Genomic DNA, 17,233 nt, shown 5'->3' on the forward strand with positions numbered 1-17,233 from the left:
CCGCATCGCCGCGGCAGCCGGCGGGCCGCTTACTTCGATGCGAGCCCCATCTCCTCGCGCACCTTCGACACGTTGTCGCGCGTCGCGAGCATGCCCGTCGTCAGCGTCAGCGCCGGCGGTGCCTTGCCCTGCGTGATCCACGCGTACATCAGGTCCGAGGTTTCCTCGCCGTGGCGCTTCGGGCTGATGATCACGGTGCCGTAGAAGCCCGTCGGCTGCGGCTTCTTGAACTCGTTCAGCGCCGAATCGGAACCGCCGATGCCGATGCCGATCATGTTGTCCGCCTTGAAGCCGCGTCCCTCCGCCGCGCGCACCGCGCCGAGCACGGCCTCGTCGTTCAGGCCGTAGGCGACCCAGTGCTTGAACTGCGGGTTCTTGGTGAGCGCGATGTTCGCCGCGTTGAACGCGTTCTCGGTGTCGGTCTTCGCCTGCGGCGCCGCGATCACGTTCGCCTTCGGGAAGCCGGCCGCCACCAGCGCGTCGGTCGCGCCGCTCGTGCGGTCGTGCGCGGTCGGCAGCTGCTCGTAGGTGATGTCGATCGCGCCGACGTCCTTCATGTCCCAGCCGCGCTTCTTGATCTCGGCCGCGATGCCGTCGCCGACCTGCTTGCCGATGTTGTACGCCGAGATCCCCATGTGCGGCACCGCCTCGATCGGCTTGCCCGCGCCGTCGACGAGGCGGTCGTCGACCGTCATCATCTTCAGGTTGTGCGACTTCGCCTTCGCGACGATGCCCGGCCCGAGCTTCACGTCGGGCGTGCAGATGATGAAGCCCTGCGCCTTCTGCGCGGACAGGTTGTCGATCGCGCTCATCACCTTCTCGCCCGACGGCGCGCCGATCTTCACGAGCGTGAAGCCCTTGTTCTTCGCCGCGATCTCGGCGAACTTCCATTCGTCCTGGAACCACGGCTCTTCCGGCTGCTTCACCAGGAAGCCGATCTTGACCGGGTCGGCCGCATGCGCGACCGGGCTTCCGATCACCACTGCCGCCGCGGCGGCCAGCGTTACGAAGGTTCTGCGTTTCATCTCCAGTGTCTCCTTGTCTTCATCGAACGGAATGCAGCCGCTTGTTGGTTTCGACGCAGCGTGCGCGCGGCCGTCGCACGTGCGGTCTGTCGAATCGTTGCGTCAGTCGTGGTACAGCGCCGCACGCCCGCCGTCGACGGTGATGCACGCGGCATTGATGAACGGCGCCTCGTCGGACGCGAGGAACACGGCCGTCATCGCGACTTCCTCCGGTTTGCCGATCCGCTTCATCGGCTGCAGCGCGAGCGTCTCGGCGCGCGCCGCGGCCGGGTCGGCCTGCGCGTCCCACCAGTCGCGCGTGAGCTGCGTCTCGATGTAGCCGGGCGCGATCGCGTTCACGCGCACGTTGCGCGCCGCGTATTCGATGCCGAGTGCGCGCGTGAGGCCCAGCACGCCGTGTTTCGCGACCGGGTACGGAAAGCAGCCCGGGATGATCCGGAACGCATGCGTCGACGCGATGTTCACGATGCTGCCGCGACCGCGTTCGACCATCCCCGGCAGCGCCGCGCGGCAGCCGTGCCACACGCCGTCCAGGTCGACCGCGAAGCAGCGGCGCCAGTCGTCATCCGTCATCGTCAGCGGATCGGCGAAAACATTGATGCCGGCGTTGTTCACCAGCACGTCGAGCGGGCCGAATGCGGCCTCGGTCTGCGCGAGTGCGTCGCGCACCGAATCCTGCCGCGTGACGTCCGCATGCAGCGGCAGCACGCGCGCGCCGTCGATGTCATCGGCGATCGCCGCGGCCGTGCGCTGCGCTTGCGGGAAGTCGAGGTCGACGAGCGCGACGGCCGCGCCCTCGCGCGCGAACGCCTGCGCGATCGCGGCGCCGATCCCGCGGCCCGCGCCCGTCACCATCGCGACCTTGCCCGCGAGACGTCCCATCATGCGGCTCCGCCGCGCGCCGCGCGCAGGCCGGCCTGGAACGCGCGCGCGTTCGCCGCGGTCGCGTCCGCCGACTGGCCGGGCCGGTACAGCGCCGAACCGAGCCCGAAGCCGTTGGCGCCGGCCGCGAGGAACGGCTGCATGTTGTCCGGCGAAATCCCGCCGACCGGAATCAGCGGCACCGCGCGGTCGATCACCGCGCGCCATGCCTTCACGACGGGCACGCCGAGCTGCTCGGCCGGGAACATCTTCAGCACGTCGGCACCGTTCGCGAGCGCGGCGAACGCCTCGGTCGGCGTCGCGACGCCCGGCGCGCTCGCGAGCCCGCGCTCGCGCGCACGGCGGATCACGGCCGCGTCGCTGTGCGGCATCACGATCAGCGTGCCGCCCGCGTCCTGCACGCGGTCGACATGCTCGGCGCGCAGCACGGTGCCGGCGCCGACGATCATGTCGTCGGGCAGCGCGCGGCGCAGCGCGGCGATGCTGCCGAACGGATCGGGCGAATTGAGCGGCACCTCGACGATCCGGAAGCCCGCTTCGTGCAGCGCAAGGCCGTGGTCGGCCGCTTCGGCGGACGTGATGCCGCGCATGATCGCGATCAGCGGGCACGCGTCGAACGCGCGCATCAGCGCGGCGTGCGGCGTGTACGGGGCGGGCAGCGTAAGGTCGGACGACATCGGCGGTTCCTCTTCAATCGATTCACTGGTCGACGCAGACGGGCTCGCCGTCCGCGCGCACGAGCCCGGCGCGCGACGCGATCCACCACAAGCCGCGCTCGGTCGCCTGTCCGACGACACGCGCATGCGTGCAGCCGAATACGCTCAACGCGTCGACGTAGCGCGCGCACAAACCGTCGTCGCCGATCAGCAGCAGAGGCTGGTTCGCAAGTGCGACGCCGCGTTCCGCGAGCATCGCGTCGAGCGCGTTCAGCTCATGGCCGATCAGCAGGCCGGACAGGTAATCGCCCTGCGCATCGGGCGCGAGCCGGTCGGTCAGGCCGAGCGTGCGCGTGCTGAAGATCGTCGCGAGCAGCCCCGCGCGCTGCGCGCCGCGGGCCACCGCGACACCGCGCGCGAATGCCGCGCGGTCGGGCGACACGCTCGCGCGCATCGTGCGGCCGAGGATCGTGTGATCGCGCAGCGCCGCGAACAACTCGCCGGTCATGAAGGTCTGGAAGCGCTCGATGAGCCCGTCCTTCACCCATGCCCATTTCGCATGCGTGCCCGGCAAGCCGATCAGTACGCCTGAACGATCTGCATCAAGCATGGGATCGTTCGCGAGTGCACCGAATATTTGCGTTTCTTCGCCGCGCATCACGTCGGGCAATTCTCCCGTCACGATCACGCCCGGCACGATCGACACCGTCGTGCCGCGCGACGTCGTCACCGTGACGAGCCCCGCGACGAGCGCGTCGGCGCCGGCGGGCACCTGGACGTACGGCGCCTCGCGCCAGCCCTGCGCGCTGCCGACCATCCCCGCTGCCAGCACCGGCACGCCCGGCGCGCGGTCGAGCCAGTCGCCGCACGCTTCCTCGAACACGACGTCGAAGGCACGCGCGCCGCCGGCAGGCACGTGCATCACGCCCGCGGCGCGGCTGCGCGTGTCGAGCAGCGCACCGTGCGCGTCGAACAGATACGCGCGCAGCGACGTCGTGCCCCAGTCGAGCGCGATCAGCGACGGTGCGGCGCAGGCGGCGTCCGGAGCGGTCCGGGTCGAATTGGTCATCGTTTGATCCTGCGGGTACCCTGCGGCGGGCTCCAGCCCAGTTCCGCGGAAATGGCTCGCGCTTCGCGCTGCACGAGCGGAATCAGTTCGTCCATCCGGTCGTGCGGCATGTACGGAATCGTGCTCGCGACCGATACGGCCGCGACGATCGCGCCCGACGCGTCACGGATCGGCGCGGCCACGCAGCGGATCGACGCCTCGTTTTCCTCGAGGTCGAACGTGTAGCCGCCGGCCGCGTAATGCGCCATGCGCTGCAGGAACGCGCTCGTCTCGGGCCGGTTGTCCGGCTTGAAGTTGACGCCGGCCAGCGCGCGCCGCGCGGCTTCGAACAGCGAGCGCCACAGGTCCGGATCGAGGTCGAGCATCATCGCCTTGCCGATGCCGGTCGACGCGAGCGGCATCCGGTGGCCGACACGCGAGCGCATCTCGAGGCCGCGCGTGCCGGGGATCTTGTCGATGTACAGCACGTCGTCGCCGTCGCGCACGCCGAGGTGGATCGTGTCGAGCGTCGCTTCGGCGAGCGCCTCGAGGTGCGGCCGCGCGACCGCCGTGAGCGGCATCTGCTCGAGCGCGATCGTGCCGAGCTCGATCAGCTTCGGGCCGAGCAGGTAGCCGCCCTGCACCTGGCGCAGGTAGCGCGCCTGCACGAGGCTGCTGACGAGGCGGTGCGTCGTGCTGCGCGTCGTGCCGAGCGCGGCGCCGATCGCACGCATGTCGCGCGCGCCGTTCGCGATCGCTTCGAGGATCGCGAGACCGCGCAACAGCGTCTGCGTGCCGGCCTGCTGCGCGGCGAGGTCGAGCGGCGTACTGGTCGCGCCGATGGTGTCGGTGAGCGGCGCATCGTCCGGCGTCGCGCGCCGGGCGTCGAGAGCAAGGGAATCGGGCATCTTGGTCATGGAACGTGCTTCTTCAGCGGAATCGGTGAAGCCGCTGTCGCGACGCCGGAACGAGGTCGGGCGTCGCGGCAACGCGGCGGTCGATGCACCGAGGAAAGCGCCCGGCGAACTTCATGGAATGTGTCTCCGTGTGCGTCGGGCGCCGCGCGATGCGTGGGTCCGAAGCTGTCGATGTGCTTCGGATTGTAGGAGCGCACGCACTCGTCTCCAATATTTGAATGCGTTGTCCAGATAATGAGATACGCCGGCAACGGGCTGCGACGGCCGTCGCGAAACGGCCGCGCCATGCGCACGGGGGCGGAACCCGATGCGTCGCGGGTTCCGCCCCCGTTGGTCACCCGCGCGGCGCTTACTGCTGGCTCGTGCTGCGCGCCTGCATGTAGCGCTGCACGTCGGAGAACGACACGCGACCGCTACCGCTCGCGTCGATCTGCCGGAAGTGATTCGCGACATAGCCGAGGCCGGCCGCGCGCGCCTGCGCTTCGGTGATCGAGCCGGTGTTCTGCGTATCGGCCGCGCCGAACTGCCGCGCGAGCTTGCGCACCACCTGCGCGTGCAGCGCGGCGCCCGTCGTCTGCGTGCCGGCGGTCGGCTTGCGCGCGGCCGGCGGCACGTACGGATCGCCGAGCTGCGCCTGGCGCGCGCGCGCCGGGGTGGCGGCGTCGCTCGCCTGCGCGAACGCGGACACCGATGCGGATGCTGCAACGCCGACGCATGCGAGCGCGGCGGCAACGACGATGAAACGTTTCTTCATGTCAGGCTCCAGTCTGGAATGAGGTCGTCGACGGCCGGCGAACGGCGCCGCCACGGGCGCGCGTCGCCAGGCCCGCACATCGCATCAGTGCGCGGCCGCGTTGTAGAAAGTCACGAGGTCGGCTTTCTCCTGCGGACGCGACGTATCGTCGAGATAGACCATGTGTCCACCCTGATAGTCCTTGATCGTCAGGTTCGGTTGCGAGCCGAGCCGCGCGAGGTCGAGCTCGGTCTGGTAGAACGGCGTCGCGATGTCGTGATACCCGTTCAGCGACAACACCTTCAGCGACGGATTCAGCGTCAGCGCAGCCGCAAGATCGGGAATCGTGTCGGGCATCGCGAGGCCGTCGTGCGTCCAGTCCCAGGTCTGGATCGCATTGCTGCTCACCGAATACGCCGACTGCGCGCTGTACTTCAGCACGTTCGGCAGGTAGCTGCCGATCGTGTCGGTGAACGGCTTCGTGATGAACGTGCTCGACGGGTCGCCGTCCGCCGCGAGCGGGCTCGACGACGGCACGTTCACGCGTGCGTCGTAGCGGCCGATCAGCGTGCCCGGGATCAGCGACACCTGGAAGCTGTTGTCGAAGAAGGTCGGGACCACGTTGAAGTCCGCGTTCCACAGCGTCTGCTTCACACCGGTCGAATTCACCATCGTCGTGACGAGCGTCGGCGGCGGCGGCGTGTGGCTCGCGAGATACGCGTTCACGGCGGGCGCGTAGCTGCCGGCCGTCAACTGGCGCATCTGGTCCGCATATTGCGGCAGGCTCGACGGGTTCGGGTTGTCGAGCTGGTAGTACGCGCCGACGGTGCCGTAGGACGGCACGAAGCCCGCGCAACTCACGGGGCTCGCCCCGTTGTTCGAGTTGCCGACATAGTCGCTCGCCATGTCGCAGTTCGTGTTGTAGTTCAGGATCGACGACTGCAGCACGATGCCGTCGAGCTTCACGCCGGCCGTCTCGAGCAGGTTCGCGAGCACGTCGGTGCGCGGCGTGCCGTACGACTCGCCGAACAGGTATTTCGGCGAAGTGTCGCGCTGGTTCACGGCGATGTAGCGCGTCACGAAGTCGCGGAACGCGCCGCCGTCCTGGTCGACGCCCCAGAACGTCTGGTTCGTGTTGGGTGCGATCGCCTCCGAGAAGCCGGTGCCGATCGCATCGACGAACACGAGGTCGGTCGTATCGAGCAGGCTTTCCGCGTTGTCGACGAACGGGAACGTCGATGCGTTCGCGTTCGGGTCGCCCGTCTGGATCCGCTTCGGACCGAACGAGCCGAGATGGAGCCACACCGATGCGGAGCCGGGGCCACCGTTGTACAGGAATGTGACGGGCCGCTTCGCCGCGGGCTGGTTGTCGGCGGTGTACGCGACGTAGAAGAACGATGCTTCGGGCGCGCCCGTCTGCGGATTGCGCGCGACGAGGTGGCCAGCGGTGGCCGTGTAGCGAATCGTCTTGCCGTTCAGCGTGATCTGGTGATGGGTGACGGCGGCCTTTTCGACCGCGGCGGACGCGTCGAGCGACGCGGTCGCGCTCGACGAATAACTGTTGGGATCGTTGTACGGCTTGTCCACCTGAGCGGCGGGATCGGCTGAATTGTCGGCACCTGCTGCGGAGGACGACGTCACGTCGTCGTTGCAGGCCGTCAGAATCAGCGAAGAGAACACAACTCCCAACAACAGCTTCGCTTTGCTCGCTGGCATCGTTGCTTTCCTTCTCTCGAATGTTTTTTGTGTCGAGCAGCCGGGTAAGCCGCCCCCCGCCTCGATTGCGGCCGATAAGCCGAGGCGCTGGCCAATATACGTGAGCGGGTGGGCTTTGAAAAATTTGGAAATATTTGAGCGACGTTCGGTGCGGTGCACACCTTTCAGGAATGCTTCGATTGACGAACCATTGTTTTTCGGTAGCCTTTCAACTGCTTTCGCGTTTACCCGGAAACACTAAAACCGCGCGGATTTCGCGCCATATCGGCAAACAAAATGCCCCGCGGGCGAGTATTGCTCAGTAAGGCGAAATAGACGAATTCGTCTAATGGATGTGTCCCGAAATGCGGGCGACACGAATGCGCTGCAGCGCACCAATGGCGCACCGGCGACGGAACGGACAATGTGACGGCGCGGGCGCGCCGATCACTGCGATTGCGGAAGTTCGGCCGCGCCCATCCGGCGGGCGATCACGGCCGCGCGCTGCGCCTGATAGGCCGAGCCGCGGTGCGCGTCGAACCAGCGCGGCTTCGGCAGCATCACCGCGAGGCGCGCCGACTGCCACGCGCCGAGCCGGCTCGCGGGAATCCTGTAGTAATAGCGAGCGGCGGCCTCCGCACCGTACACGCCGCGGCCCCATTCGACGGAATTCAGGTAGATCTCGAAGATTCGCTCCTTGTCGAGCACCGTCTCGAGCATCCACGTGATGATCAGCTCCTGCCCCTTGCGGATATAGCTCTTCTCGCGCGACAGGAACAGATTGCGCGCGAGTTGCTGCGTGATCGTCGAACCGCCCGCGACGATCCGTCCGCGCGCCTTGTTCTTCTCCCACGCCTGCAGGATCGCGTCGACGTCGTAGCCGTTGTTGGTCGCGAAGGTCGAATCCTCCGACGCAATCAGCGCGCGCTTGAGATTGCGCGAGATCTGGTCGTACGGCACCCACTGGTGCTGGATCCGAGCGGGCGGATCGTCGCGCGACAGCCACCATGCGTCGGTCCGCATGAACGCGGTGGAACCCGGATTGATGACCGACCACAGCGCGATCTGCGCGAAATAGAACAGCTGCGTCGCGAGCCACGCGCCCGCGAACACCGAACCCGCGTAGACGATCCAGCGGGTCGGGCTGATCGTCCGCGTGCGCTGCGTGCCGCTCACCGCCACCACCTGTCGCGCTCCGGTCAGGCGGCCGCAAGCGCCTGGCGCAGCGCGGCCAGCACCGGTGCGCCGTCCGGCCGCACGCCGCGCCAGATGAAGAACGATTCGGCCGCCTGCTCGACCAGCATCCCGAGCCCGTCGGCCGTGCGTGCGCCGAGCGACGCCGCATGCTGCATGAACACGGTCGGCTGCGCGCCGTACATCATGTCGTACGCGAGCGTGCCCGGGCCGAACGCGGCCGCGTCGCACTCCGGCAGCGCCGCGTCGAGGCTGCCGGCCGTCGCGTTGACGATCACGTCGTACGGTTCCGCACGCACGGCGTCCGGGCCGCCGCCCGACAGCACGCAGCCCGCATCGTGCGCGGCCTGCGAGAACTGACCGACGAGCGCCTCCGCCTTGCTCGCGGTGCGATTCACGATCGTGATCGACAGCGGCGCGCGCTCGAGCATCGGCAGCACAACGCCACGCGCCGCGCCGCCCGCACCGAGCAGCAGGATGCGCGCGCCCGCGAGCGACACGCCGAGATTCGATTCGATGTCGCGCACGAGGCCGACGCCGTCCGTGTTGTCGCCGTAGATGCGGCCGTCGGCTTCGATGCGTAGCGTGTTGACCGCGCCCGCCGCCGCCGCGCGCGGCGACAGCGTGTCGGCAAGCGCATGCGCGTCGAGCTTGAACGGCACCGTCACGTTCGCGCCGCGCCCGCCTTCGGCGATGAATGCGCGCACGGCGGCTTCGAAGCCGTCGACCGGCGCGAGCCGGTGCTCGTAGACGATCGCCTCGCCTGTCTGCGCGGCGAACTGCGCGTGGATGAACGGCGACTTGCTGTGCGCCACCGGATTGCCGAACACCACGTAGCGGTCGGCGCCGCTCGTCGACGCGGCTGCGTTCATGATGCGCGCCCCGCTTCGCGTTCTTCGCTTTCCTGGCCGGTGCCGCTCGCGGCCTCGCCGTCTTCGACCGCCGCGCCGTCCGCTTCGGCCAGTGCCTCGGCCTCGGCTTCCGCCGACGCGTCTTCCGCATCGACCAGCGTGTCGTCGCCGCCTTCGGCCTCGTCTTCGTCGTCGGCCGCGTCGCCGCTCGTCACGGTCGGCGCATCGAGCACGTTCAGCAGCCGCACCGACGCCTCGATCGTCAACTCGTCGAGCGACATCACGTCGAGCAGCACGCGCGTGCCGCGCGCATGCACGCCGAGCCCCGGCACGTGCAGCAGCAGCGGAATTTCCTCGAGGCGCACCAGGTCGCCCTTCACGACGCTCGCGACGACCTGCTTCTTCTGCTCCTGCGCGAGCCAGCGCAGGCACCAGAAGTACTCCATCCGGCGCTGGTAGTCGGCGTAGGCGGTATAGGTGTCGTCGAAGCCCTGCACGACCGCGTACAGGTCGGCGTCCTTCGGCTTGAACGGCGCGGCGAGCTTCGCGGTGACGCCGTGCTGCACGCACGCGAGCAGCTGCCACTGGTTCACGAGGTCGACGTAGCGGCGCAGCGGCGACGTGCTCCACGCATACTGCGCGACGCCGAGGCCTTCGTGCGGCGCAGCCGTCGTCTGCATCCGCGTGCGCTTCGGGCCCGGCGCGCCGAAACCGCGCTGCGAGCGATAGATGCCGGGCACCGTGTGATCGTGCAGGAACGCGCCCCACGTCGAGTTCGCGAGGATCGCGAGCTCCGACACGATCAGGTCGAGCGGCGACCCGCGGCGACGCGGCGTGATCGTCACGTGCTCGCCTTCGACGTAGAAGTTGTAGTCGGTGTTGCGCTGCACTTCGCGCTTCAGGCCGTAGCCCGCGCGCGCGACCTGGCGCTTCTCGAACAGCGCCTGCGCGAGCGGCCACAGCACGGCGATGTCGTCCTTGTGCGGGTAGTCGCCGGTGCCGGCCGCGAGCGTCTCTTCATTGACGAGCTCGTCGAGCGTGTTGTGGCGCAGGTTGTTCTTCACGAACACGAGTTCGGCACGCGTCTCGTTCGCGACGATCTCCTGCGTCTCGCGGTTGACGATGATGTACAGCGACAGCGCCGGGCGGTAATCGCCTTCCTTCAGCGTGAACACGTCGACGACGTCGTCCGGCAGCATCGTGATCTTGTCGCCCGGCATGTAGACGGTCGACAGGCGCGCGCGCGCGATCGCGTCGACCGCGTCGCCGCGCACGATGCCGAGCGCCGGCGCCGCGATGTGCACGCCGATCCGCACGCGACCGTCGGACAGGTGTTCGACCGAGAACGCGTCGTCGATTTCGGTCGTCGTGATGTCGTCGATCGAGAACGCCTCGACGTCCGCGCGCGGCAGGTCGTCCGGCAGCGGGCCGACCGTGACGGCGGGAAAGCCCGTGCCGTGCGGGAAGAATTCCGCGAGGAAGCGCGCCTCGTGCAGCGCACGCGGCGACGCGATGCCGCCGCAGTCGAGCATCAGCCGCGCCGGCGACACGCCGCGCGCCCCGGCGGCCGCTTCCATCGCCTTGTATTCGATCGCGTTCTTGTCCGGCCGCGTCAGCAGCCCGAGCACCTTGCCCGCGAACGCTTCCGGCAGCTTGCCGGCCTTCAGTTCCTCTTCATACTGCGCCTGGACGAGCGCCTGCTGGCGCTTGCGCTCGAGCGACGCGAGCGCCATCTTGAGCTGCTCTTCCGGCGCGCGCTGATACTGGCCGCGCCCCTTGCGTCGGAAGTAGACGGGCGAGCCGTGCAGCCGCAGCACCAGCGCCGCGCGCTCGACCGGGCCGTAGGTCGCGCCGAAATATTCCGAGGCGAGCGCCGTATATGCGAATTCCTCGGCCGGCGCGCATTCCCACAGGAAATCCAGGTCGATCTGCTGCGCGGCCGTATCGGCTTCCTGCATCAGCTCGCTCGCGGCCGGCTTCTCGAATTCGATCAGCACGTCCTTCGCACGCACCTTCGCGCGCCGCCCGCCGGGCAACTCGACCTGAAATGCGTCGCCCTGGCGCGACAGCACGCTGCCCGCCTTGAAACTGCCCGATTCCTCGAAGAAAACGTTCACTCAGTACTCTCGTTCAGACTGCCGGACGCCGCATCGGCGGCGCCGCATGATGATGGGAATTCGATCGGCATGACGCCGGGTTCATGACGTTCTTTCGTCGCAAAAGGCGAGAACGTCGTCGACATAGTCGGCAAATTCGCTGATTCCATGATCGCTGCCTTCGATCACGCGCGTTTTCGCGCCCGGGTAATGGGCGAGCATCTCGCGGTAGTCCAGCACTTCGTCGCCCGTCGCCGCGAACAGATAGTAGCGTTCGGGCCGCGAAATCGCCGGCACGCGCAGCGCATCGAGCTCGTGCAGGTGATGGCGCTCGACGACGATCGACCCGCCCCCGTGCCACAACGGCTGCTCGCCCAGATACTGCTCGAGATCGCGCTGCGGCACGATCGCCGGATTCAGCACCACCGCCTTCCAGCCGTGCTTTTCGGCGAGCCAGGTCGCGTAGTAGCCGCCGAGCGAGCTGCCGATCACCGTCACGTCATGCGCACCGGCCACCTCGGCTTCCGCGACGGCGATCGCCTCGAGCGGCGACACCGACAGCGACGGGCAGCGCCACTCGTGCGCGCGGCCGAGTTCGGCCATGCGCGCGGCGAGGAGCCGCGACTTCTGCGACTCCGGCGACGACCGGAATCCGTGCAGATACAGGATCACGCGCGGCTCCCGAGCGCGTCGAGCAGCTTCTGGTGCACGCCGCCGAAGCCGCCATTGCTCATCACGAGCACGTGGTCGCCCGGGCGCGCGGCCTCGACGACCGACTTCACCAGCAGATGGAGATCGTCGAACGCGCGGGCCTTGTCGCCGAGCGGCGCGAGCGCGTCGCCGAGGTTCCAGCCGAGCGCGTCGCGCCCGGCCGGGGCACCGTAGCCGAACACCAGGTCGGCGTCGGCGAGGCTTGCCGGCAGTTGCGCCTTCATCACGCCGAGCTTCATCGTGTTCGAACGCGGCTCGAGCACGGCGAGAATGCGGGAATTTTGACGGCCGATGCGCGCACGAAGACCGGCGATCGTCGTTTCGATCGCCGTCGGATGGTGCGCGAAGTCGTCGTAGACGGTCACGCCGTCCACGCTGCCGCGCACTTCCATGCGCCGCTTCACGTTGCGGAACGATGCGAGCGATTCGGCAGCCTGCGCGGGCGGCACGCCGACGTGGCGCGCGGCGGCGATCGCCGCGAGCGCGTTCATCCGGTTGTGGTCGCCCTGCACCTGCCACGCGACCTCACCGACGCGCTCGGCCTGCGAATACACCGCGAAACGCTCGTCGACCGGCACGCCGTCCTCGGCAGGCAGCGCCTGCCAGCCGCCGTCGACGCCGAACCGCTCGACCTCGCTCCAGCAGCCGCGCGCGAGCACGCGCTCCAGCGCGTCCGAGCGGCCGTTGGTCACGATCCGGCCGACGCCCGGCACGGTACGCACGAGGTGATGGAATTGCGTTTCGATCGCGGCGAGATCCGGGAAGATGTCGGCGTGATCGAATTCGAGATTGTTGAGCACCGCGGTGCGCGGCCGGTAGTGGACGAACTTCGAGCGCTTGTCGAAGAACGCCGTGTCGTATTCGTCGGCCTCGATCACGAAGAAACTCGAATCGGTCAGCCGCGCCGACACACCGAAGTTCAGCGGTACGCCGCCGATCAGGAAGCCCGGGTTCAGGCCCGCATCTTCCAGCAGCCACGCGAGCATCGACGACGTGGTCGTCTTGCCGTGCGTGCCCGCGACCGCCAGCACCCATTTGCCGGCCAGCACGTGCTCGCCGAGCCATTGCGGGCCCGATACATACGGCAGGCCGCGATCGAGGATCGCCTCCATCAGCGGGTTGCCGCGCGTGACGACGTTGCCGATCACGAACAGGTCGGGCTTCAGGTCGATCTGCTCGGCGCCGTAGCCCTCGATCAGCGTGATGCCCTGCGCTTCGAGCTGCGTGCTCATCGGCGGATAGACGCCCGCGTCGCAACCCGTCACCGTGTGGCCCGCCTCGCGCGCGAGCACGGCGAGACCGCCCATGAAGGTGCCGCAGATGCCAAGAATGTGGATGTGCATAGATGAATGCTTTCGCGCCGCCGGGCGCCGTCGATTCGGAAAGATGGTCTGCGGCACGCCGGACGGGCCGCCCGGCCAACGACTTTCGCCGCGACACAAAGACCGTCATTGTAACTGACGGCCCGCCCTGCCCGGCGGCCCGAACGATGGATCCGAACGCCGCGCGGTGCGGCGGGCGGCACCCGGCCGCACCGCGTTCGGCCGTGGCGGCGATCGAGTATGATTGCCGGATCATGTCTCGCAAACCTCTTATCGACCCGCGGCGCGCCCGCGAGGAAATTGCCCAGTCCGCCGCCCGCCTGATCGCGGAAGACGGCCTCGATTACGCCGGCGCGAAACGCAAGGCCGCGCGCCAGCTGTTCGGCGATACACGCGTTGCCGGCGAATGGCTGCCGGATAACGACCTGATCGAGGAAGAACTGCGCGAGTACCTCGCCCTGTTCCAGAGCGACACGCAGCCGGACGAACTGCGCCGCCTGCGCGAGATCGCGCTCGACTGGATGCGCCGGCTCGCCGAGTTCAATCCGTACGTGACGGGCGCGGTGCTGAACGGCACCGCGAACGCGCATTCGGACATCCATTTGCAGATATTCACCGACAACCCGAAGGACGTCGCGATCTACCTGCTGAACCAGAACGTTCAGTACGACGTGTCCGAAACGCGGCATTTCGCCGGTCGCGCCGACGTCGAGACGCTCAGCTTCCTGTGGCGCCCGCGGCGCGACGTGGACGCGATCGGCATTCACGTCGCGCTCTACGCGAGCGACGACCTGCGCGGCGCGGTCAAGGCCGACGCCCGCGGCCGGGTCGCCCGCGCCGACGCCACCGTGTTGCGCGCGCTGCTCGAGGCCAGCAACGCCCCTTCCGAACCGGAATGATTCAACGATGATGATGAAACGCATGTTGGCGCTCGCGGTGGTCGCGGCCGCCGCCGTCGCCGGCGGGCTCGCCGCCGGCCATTGGTTCCGCGGCGGCAGCACCGATGACGGCGTGGCCGTCGCCGCATCCACCGCGAAAGGCAGCCCGGCCGACCAGCTGTGGGCCGCGTCGCTGACCGGCGTCGACGGCAAGCCGGCGTCGCTCGCTTCCTTCAAGGGCCAGAAGGTCGTGGTCAATTTCTGGGCGTCGTGGTGCGGCCCGTGCGTCGAAGAGATGCCGGAGCTCGTCGCGCTGTCGCACCAATACCAGCAGAAGGGGATCCGTTTCATCGGGATCGGCGTCGATTCCGACCAGAACGTGAAGAACTTCCTGCAGAAGGTGAAGGTCGACTATCCGGTTTTCGTCAGCGGTTATGCGGGCGCCGATCTGGCCCGGAATTTTGGAAATACCGCCGGCGCGCTACCGTTTACGGTCGTCATCGACGAAACCGGCAAGATTCGCGAGACAAAATTGGGACAAATCCAACCGGCCGAGCTGAAAAAGACCCTGGACGCGTTGTGATTGCCCTGAACGACTGCGTGCGCGTTGGCGGCGATTTGTGCGTCGATCGCCGCAATTTCACGGGAATTCGCCGATACTTCGCGCCCGCACCGGTAATTCTTGCAGGTCCGGCGCGCCCGGCCGTTCGGCAAAACTAGACAAATTTCTCTAAATAGCGCTAAAGTTCGCGCAATTCCGCAGAAATAGAAGCGACCATGACACGATTGCTGGTGCTGCACGGCCCCAACCTGAACCTTCTCGGCACCCGGGAACCGGAGGTGTATGGCCGCGTCACGCTCGCGCAGATCGATCAGGCGCTTGCCGCGCGGGCACGGGAGGCCGGCGCCGAACTGTCGTCGTTCCAGAGCAACCATGAAGGCGCGCTCGTCGACCGCATCCAGGCCGCGCGGGAGGAACAGACCGATTTCATCCTGATCAATCCGGCCGCGTATACGCACACGAGCGTCGCGATCCGGGACGCGATCGCCGGCGTTGGCATCCCGTTCGTCGAGGTTCATCTGTCGAACGTGCACCGCCGCGAAGCGTTCAGGCACCACTCCTACTTTTCCGACCAGGCCGAAGGCGTGATCTGCGGGCTCGGCTGGAAAGGTTATCTGTACGCGCTCGAGTACGCGCTCGACAAGCTGCAAGGCGCGTCGCGCGGCTGATTTCGCGATCTAGATTCAGCGCCGGTCCCACCGGCGCTTTCACGTATTGAAAGGGGAATTCCCGATGGATCTTCGTAAGCTGAAAACTCTGATCGACCTCGTCTCCGAATCCGGCATCTCCGAGCTGGAAGTGACGGAAGGCGAAGGCAAGGTGCGTATCGTCAAGAACGCGCCGCCGGTCTATGTCCAGCCGACGGGCGGATTTGCCCCGCAGGTCAGCGCGCCGGCCCCGGCGGTCGCGCTGCCGACCGAAGGCGCGGCTGCCGCGCCGGCCGCAGGCGCCGCTGCCGCGCCCGCCGCACCGCAAGGCCACGTCGTGACGTCGCCGATGGTCGGCACGTTCTATCGCGCGCCGTCGCCGGGCGCGGACCCGTTCACCCAGGTCGGTGACACGGTCAAGGAAGGCCAGACCATCTGCATCATCGAAGCGATGAAGCTGCTCAACGAGATCGAGTCGGACAAGGCCGGCGTGATCAAGGAAATCCTCGTCGAGAACGGCCAGGCCGTCGAATACGGCCAGCCGCTTTTCGTGATCGGCTAAGCCCGCCGCGCGGCCTGTCCGGCCGCGCACCGCCGATGCTCGCCAGGCGCCGTTCGCGCGCCCCTCGAAGAGACGAATACTCGCTATGTTTGAAAAAATCCTCATTGCCAACCGCGGTGAAATCGCACTGCGCATCCAGCGCGCGTGCCGCGAGCTCGGCGTCAAGACGGTGGTCGTCTACTCGGAAGCCGACAAGGAAGCCAAGTACGTCCGCCTCGCGGACGAAGCCGTCTGTATCGGCCCGGCCCCGTCGAACCTGAGCTACCTGAACATGCCGGCGCTGATCAGCGCCGCGGAAGTCACCGATGCCGAGGCGATCCACCCCGGCTACGGCTTCCTGTCGGAGAACGCCGACTTCGCGGAACGCGTCGAGCAGTCGGGCTTCACGTTCATCGGCCCGCGTCCGGAAACGATCCGCCTGATGGGCGACAAGGTCACCGCGAAGCAGACCATGATCAAGACCGGCGTGCCCTGCGTGCCGGGCTCGGAAGGCGCGTTGCCGGACGATCCGAAGGAGATCGTGAAGATTGCCCGCGCGATCGGCTATCCGGTCATCATCAAGGCAGCGGGCGGGGGCGGCGGGCGCGGGATGCGCGTCGTGCACACCGAGGCCGCGCTGGTCAATGCGGTCAACATGACCCGCGAGGAAGCCGGCCGTGCGTTCGGCAACCCGCAGGTGTACATGGAGAAGTTCCTCGAGAACCCGCGCCACATCGAAATCCAGGTGCTGTCGGACGCGCACAAGAATGCGATCTGGCTCGGCGAGCGCGACTGCTCGATGCAGCGCCGTCACCAGAAGGTGATCGAGGAAGCGCCGGCGCCCGGCATTCCGCGCCGCCTGATCGAGCGCATCGGCGACCGCTGCGCCGACGCGTGCAAGAAGATGGGCTATCTCGGCGCGGGCACGTTCGAATTCCTGTACGAGAACAACGAGTTCTACTTCATCGAGATGAACACGCGCGTGCAGGTCGAGCACCCGGTGTCGGAGATGATCACGGGCGTCGACATCGTCCAGGAACAGATCCGCATCGCGGCCGGCGAGAAGATCGCGCTGCGCCAGCGCGACATCCAGTTCCGCGGACATGCGATCGAATGCCGGATCAACGCGGAAGATCCGTTCAAGTTCACGCCGTCGCCGGGCCGGATCACGTCGTGGCATACGCCGGGCGGCCCCGGCGTGCGCGTCGATTCGCATGCGTACAATGGCTATTTCGTGCCGCCGAACTATGATTCGATGATCGGCAAGCTGATCACCTACGGCGCGACGCGCGACCAGGCGATCCGCCGGATGCGCATCGCGCTGTCGGAAATGGTCGTCGAAGGCATCCAGACCAACATCCCGCTGCACCGCGAGCTGATGATCGACTCGAAGTTCGTCGAAGGCGGCACCAGCATCCACTATCTCGAACACCGGCTCGCCCAGAAGCAGCAGGTCGCACCGGAAGAAGCGTAAG

The 17,233-nt window shown here is 67.7% G+C and carries 17 protein-coding genes; 5 read left to right on the forward strand and 12 right to left on the reverse strand.

Annotated elements, in window-relative coordinates; all coding sequences use genetic code 11:
* Window positions 1-29 precede the first annotated feature (29 nt).
* From ACV22W_RS18725 to mpl, 12 genes are all read right to left on the reverse strand, one after another.
* Window positions 30-1,025 (reverse strand): arabinose ABC transporter substrate-binding protein, encoded by a 996-nt coding sequence (locus tag ACV22W_RS18725; RefSeq protein WP_059465357.1) that lies wholly within the window; start codon window positions 1,023-1,025, stop codon window positions 30-32.
* A gap of 102 nt (window positions 1,026-1,127) precedes the next feature.
* Window positions 1,128-1,907 (reverse strand): SDR family oxidoreductase, encoded by a 780-nt coding sequence (locus ACV22W_RS18730; RefSeq protein ID WP_448021023.1) that lies wholly within the window; start codon window positions 1,905-1,907, stop codon window positions 1,128-1,130.
* Window positions 1,907-2,584: a 2-dehydro-3-deoxy-6-phosphogalactonate aldolase gene (locus ACV22W_RS18735; RefSeq protein ID WP_448020951.1), complete on the reverse strand. Its 678-nt coding sequence runs from the start codon at window positions 2,582-2,584 to the stop codon at window positions 1,907-1,909. The genes ACV22W_RS18730 and ACV22W_RS18735 overlap by 1 nt, the downstream gene beginning before the upstream one ends.
* A 22-nt stretch (window positions 2,585-2,606) precedes the next feature.
* Window positions 2,607-3,632, reverse strand: a complete 1,026-nt coding sequence (locus ACV22W_RS18740) for a 2-dehydro-3-deoxygalactonokinase (protein WP_448020953.1) — start codon at window positions 3,630-3,632, stop codon at window positions 2,607-2,609.
* Window positions 3,629-4,528, reverse strand: a complete 900-nt coding sequence (locus ACV22W_RS18745) for an IclR family transcriptional regulator (protein WP_059465354.1) — start codon at window positions 4,526-4,528, stop codon at window positions 3,629-3,631. The genes ACV22W_RS18740 and ACV22W_RS18745 overlap by 4 nt, the downstream gene beginning before the upstream one ends.
* Window positions 4,529-4,877: 349 nt before the next feature.
* Window positions 4,878-5,282, reverse strand: coding sequence for an EF-hand domain-containing protein (locus tag ACV22W_RS18750; protein WP_448020955.1), 405 nt, complete (start codon window positions 5,280-5,282; stop codon window positions 4,878-4,880).
* An 84-nt stretch (window positions 5,283-5,366) separates the two neighbouring features.
* Window positions 5,367-6,977 (reverse strand): S10 family peptidase, encoded by a 1,611-nt coding sequence (locus ACV22W_RS18755; RefSeq protein ID WP_448020957.1) that lies wholly within the window; start codon window positions 6,975-6,977, stop codon window positions 5,367-5,369.
* Between the two features lie 426 nt (window positions 6,978-7,403).
* Window positions 7,404-8,141 carry a monofunctional biosynthetic peptidoglycan transglycosylase gene (gene mtgA / locus ACV22W_RS18760; protein WP_448020959.1) on the reverse strand — a complete coding sequence of 246 codons (738 nt, stop codon included), beginning with the start codon at window positions 8,139-8,141 and terminating at the stop codon, window positions 7,404-7,406.
* A 14-nt stretch (window positions 8,142-8,155) separates the two neighbouring features.
* Window positions 8,156-9,022, reverse strand: a complete 867-nt coding sequence (gene aroE, locus ACV22W_RS18765) for a shikimate dehydrogenase (protein WP_448020961.1) — start codon at window positions 9,020-9,022, stop codon at window positions 8,156-8,158.
* The gene (locus ACV22W_RS18770; RefSeq protein ID WP_448020963.1) at window positions 9,019-11,118 is read right to left on the reverse strand and encodes an RNB domain-containing ribonuclease; all 2,100 of its coding nucleotides are present in this window, start codon (window positions 11,116-11,118) and stop codon (window positions 9,019-9,021) included. The genes aroE and ACV22W_RS18770 overlap by 4 nt, the downstream gene beginning before the upstream one ends.
* A gap of 81 nt (window positions 11,119-11,199) precedes the next feature.
* Complete coding sequence (locus tag ACV22W_RS18775) at window positions 11,200-11,769, reverse strand: YqiA/YcfP family alpha/beta fold hydrolase (RefSeq protein ID WP_448020965.1); 570 nt, start codon at window positions 11,767-11,769, stop codon at window positions 11,200-11,202.
* The gene (gene mpl / locus ACV22W_RS18780) at window positions 11,766-13,151 is read right to left on the reverse strand and encodes a UDP-N-acetylmuramate:L-alanyl-gamma-D-glutamyl-meso-diaminopimelate ligase (RefSeq protein WP_448020967.1); all 1,386 of its coding nucleotides are present in this window, start codon (window positions 13,149-13,151) and stop codon (window positions 11,766-11,768) included. The genes ACV22W_RS18775 and mpl overlap by 4 nt, the downstream gene beginning before the upstream one ends.
* 233 nt (window positions 13,152-13,384) lie before the next feature.
* On the opposite strand from mpl, the gene ACV22W_RS18785 reads away from it, so the two are divergent.
* The 5 genes from ACV22W_RS18785 to accC all read left to right on the forward strand — a co-directional run bounded on the left by ACV22W_RS18785 (window position 13,385) and on the right by accC (window position 17,232).
* Entirely contained in the window at window positions 13,385-14,029 is a 645-nt protein-coding gene (locus ACV22W_RS18785; RefSeq protein WP_448020968.1) for a UDP-N-acetylmuramate--alanine ligase, read from the forward strand.
* 7 nt (window positions 14,030-14,036) lie between these two features.
* Window positions 14,037-14,591, forward strand: coding sequence for a TlpA family protein disulfide reductase (locus tag ACV22W_RS18790; RefSeq protein WP_448020969.1), 555 nt, complete (start codon window positions 14,037-14,039; stop codon window positions 14,589-14,591).
* Between the two features lie 194 nt (window positions 14,592-14,785).
* On the forward strand, window positions 14,786-15,238 hold the full coding sequence (gene aroQ / locus ACV22W_RS18795; protein WP_027783493.1) for a type II 3-dehydroquinate dehydratase: 453 nt from the start codon (window positions 14,786-14,788) through the stop codon (window positions 15,236-15,238).
* Between the two features lie 64 nt (window positions 15,239-15,302).
* Entirely contained in the window at window positions 15,303-15,779 is a 477-nt protein-coding gene (gene accB, locus ACV22W_RS18800) for an acetyl-CoA carboxylase biotin carboxyl carrier protein (protein WP_059465345.1), read from the forward strand.
* Window positions 15,780-15,864: 85 nt separating this feature from the next.
* Window positions 15,865-17,232, forward strand: coding sequence for an acetyl-CoA carboxylase biotin carboxylase subunit (gene accC / locus ACV22W_RS18805; RefSeq protein WP_059535225.1), 1,368 nt, complete (start codon window positions 15,865-15,867; stop codon window positions 17,230-17,232).
* Window position 17,233: the final 1 nt, after the last annotated feature.

This window comes from Burkholderia sp. AW49-1 (genome assembly GCF_053427845.1).